Here is a 3,180-nt window from a genome sequence, read left to right as displayed (position 1 = left end):
TCTCGGTACAAATTTTAGTATTTGTGAAAAGATCGTATTATAATGTGACATGGCCTGATTTCCTATGCTGGTTCAAAAAGTTATGAGAAAACTTATTATACCAATTCAGGGCAAATCAGGCCGCCTCAATTAGATGTTAACGGGACAGTAGTGATTTTATATACACTTTCGTGCATTTTGGTATTGATTAACTGGAAGAGTCTATGACAGATGTAGCTGTTTCACAAACGAATTTGCCTGATAGCAAGGAGGCAGGAATATTTATCGGTCAAGAACTTAAGTCAAAACTTAACCAAAAAAATCCAGACGTAGTTATATTATTCGCCTCGCCGAAATATGATTACAATACCTTGCTCAAGTCTGTAGAGGTAACCTGTAATCCAGAGTTTCTAGTTGGATGTTCTTCTGCAGGAGAATTTACTAGCTCCACACCGCAGATAAGCACAGTGTGCGCAATGGCCTTATCTTCCAATGATATGTTATTCAATGCGACATTAGGTAAAGGTTTACGTGCTGACAGGGGTGCAGTTGCTCACGAGTTGGCGGGAGCGTTTAAAGGACCCCATAATAGAGATTATGCGTATCGTTCCGCTATGATTCTAACGGATGCGCTTGCCGGTTATGCCGATAACCTTATAGAGCAGATAACCGTACAAACGGCGGGAACTTATCAATTATTTGGAGGCGGTGCTGGTGACGACGCTAAATTTCAGAGAACTCATGTTTTTTATGGTACAGAGGCGTTCCCCGATGCTGCTGTCGCATTGGAAATACTATCCAATAAACCAATAGGTATCGGCGTTCATCATGGCTGGGAACCTGCCGGACCGCAGATGCGAGTAACGGAGAGCCAAGGTGCAAAATTGATAAGCCTTAATGCTGCCCCTGCCATCGAAGCATTCCTCGAACATGCGAAATCAACGGGCCAAATATTTAAAAAAGAGGACCCGCTGCCTTTCTTTTTATCAAACGTCCTAGGTATTCTTACCCGTGATAATTACCGACTACGCGTTCCACTAACCATAAATGAGGATGGATCGATCAATTGCGCGGCGGACATTCTTGTGGGCAGTTCTATATGCATAATGAAAGCTACCGAACGATCAGCAACGAAGGCGGCAGAAATGGCCACAAAATCCGCTCTCGCACAGTTGAACAATCACAAACCGAAAGCAGCCTTTTTCTTTGATTGCGTCGCCACCCGGTTACGCACGGGACAGGATTTTGGTCTGGAATTGACCGCGCTCCAGGATACCTTGCTTCCCGCGCAGTTTGTCGGATGCAACACCTATGGCCAAATAGCGCGTGCAGAAGGGCAGTTCGGAGGATTTCATAACTGTACGGCAGTTATCGGCATCATACCGGATTAGGGAGCTATTTTGCAGCCAGAAAAGCTCTCACTAATTATTAAGCTCTCAGACATTTCCATGCGCAGAAATACGGCGCTGGAACTGGCGCGTTTTCTTGGGGCTATGGATCTTACCATCTTTATCTTTGATGACGATATACAAGCTTATTTACCAGCGCCGGGTTTTCCTCAAACGCTGCCGGATAGTCGTGAATGGAAGAAATTCCTAGATGAATGTAAAATAACCGGGCAATCCATGGCAGCACTTTCATATGTCGATTTTCCAGAGTCTGTGGTAGTAATGGGCGTTTGGGAACCACAAGATAATATTCTTGCATTGATTGGCGGAGCTCCCGATAAAGATGAGGTAGAAGAAGTCAGAATGCTTTTGCCCCTGCTTGCCGCCGGTTTCAAAGGTGAGCAAATGGTAACGAATGCCAAAGCGAAAGCAAATATTGCACAGGAATTAGCGTCGGATGCCAAAATACTGGCGGAATCATTAGACCGTGCTCGGCGTGACCTAGGCAACGCGCTGACTGAAGCCAAAAAAGCCGAGGACGCCTTAAAAGAAGCTGACAGACGCAAGGATGAATTTCTAGCCACACTGGCACATGAATTACGTAATCCGCTGGCTCCTATAAGCAATGCGATACAACTTCTAAAAATAAGCGGCAACAAATTGGAAATTCTTGAAAATGTCCGTGACATTATGGAGCGCCAGGTTCAGCAAATGGTACGCCTTGTGGATGACCTGATGGATGTGTCTAGGATCACGCAAGGGAAGATCGAATTACGTAAAGAACAGGTATTACTTTCTGAAGTCATTAAAAATGCCATTGAAATAGCTGAGCCTCTGATTAAAGAAAATCAGCATACCCTTAAGGTAAATCTTCCGGCTGAGGCAATCTGGCTCGACGCGGATGTCACGCGCATAGCTCAAATATTCTCTAACCTTCTTAATAACTCAGCAAAATATACAGAATGTCATGGCATAATTGAAATATCTGCCATGCCAGTTGATGGCAATGTCTATGTAAGCATACGCGATAATGGGGTTGGCATCCCAGCCGAAAAATTGAAGCATATTTTCGATATGTTCGAACAAATAGACAGCTTTATGGAAAGGTCACGGGGGGGGTTAGGAATAGGACTTACCTTGGTAAAAAAGCTGATTGAAATGCATGGTGGCAGTATTAAAGCACAAAGCCAAGGATTAGGAATGGGCAGTGAATTTACCGTGTGTATGCCTGTGGTCAAAATCGACTTAATCGACGCTTCCCAGCCTCTCATTGACGAACAAAACGCTGAGCAGCCGCAAGGCCTCAGGATACTCATCGTGGACGACAATGTAGCGTCTGCAAAGACGATGATGTGGATGGTGGAAATGTTAGGGCATACCGCAGAAATCGCACATGAGAGTAAATCGGCCATTGAACTAGGAAAACATTTTCATCCCGATATCATTTTACTTGATATTGGTCTCCCAGGAATGAATGGCTATGAGATCTGTGAAATTATGAGGAAAGAACCTTGCCTGCAAAAAACGGTTTTTATTGCTCAAACTGGCTGGGGACAAAAAGAGCATCTTGAGCGATCCAAAGCTGCAGGATTTGATTACCATCTTGTAAAACCGGTAGATATGATGAGTCTTAAAAATATTATCTCGGAATTTAATTCAAGCGGTAATAGCGCATGTAAATAGCGGTTTAAAAATAATGGAATGGACGCCCACTACCCTAAACGGCATCAACGTGCCAAAGTAGTGGTGCAATAAAGCCCACCAAATTGAGAGGAGCGTCCGACATGAAGATTACAACGATAGGCATTATTAA

Annotated in this window: 2 protein-coding genes; both read left to right on the top strand. The window is 44.1% G+C overall.

All coding sequences use genetic code 11. The features are described 5' to 3' along the window. Nucleotides 1-203: 203 nt before the first annotated feature. On the top strand, nt 204-1,370 hold the full coding sequence (locus C7H79_RS16720) for an FIST signal transduction protein (protein ID WP_106708366.1): 1,167 nt from the start codon (nt 204-206) through the stop codon (nt 1,368-1,370). Between the two features lie 57 nt (nt 1,371-1,427). After that, the gene (locus tag C7H79_RS16715; protein WP_106708365.1) at nt 1,428-3,050 is read left to right on the top strand and encodes a hybrid sensor histidine kinase/response regulator; all 1,623 of its coding nucleotides are present in this window, start codon (nt 1,428-1,430) and stop codon (nt 3,048-3,050) included. Nucleotides 3,051-3,180 lie beyond the last annotated feature (130 nt).

It is taken from the genome of Nitrosomonas supralitoralis, assembly GCF_003011925.2.
Taxonomy (GTDB): Bacteria; Pseudomonadota; Gammaproteobacteria; order Burkholderiales; family Nitrosomonadaceae; genus Nitrosomonas; species Nitrosomonas supralitoralis.
This window is presented reverse-complemented; position numbering and strand designations above follow the sequence as displayed.

Excerpts from the sequence above, each read along its gene's own strand:
- C7H79_RS16720 (WP_106708366.1), top strand. The coding sequence starts at position 204 with ATGACAGATGTAGCTGTTTCACAAACGAATTTGCCTGATAGCAAGGAG.
- C7H79_RS16715 (WP_106708365.1), top strand. The coding sequence starts at position 1,428 with ATGCGCAGAAATACGGCGCTGGAACTGGCGCGTTTTCTTGGGGCTATG.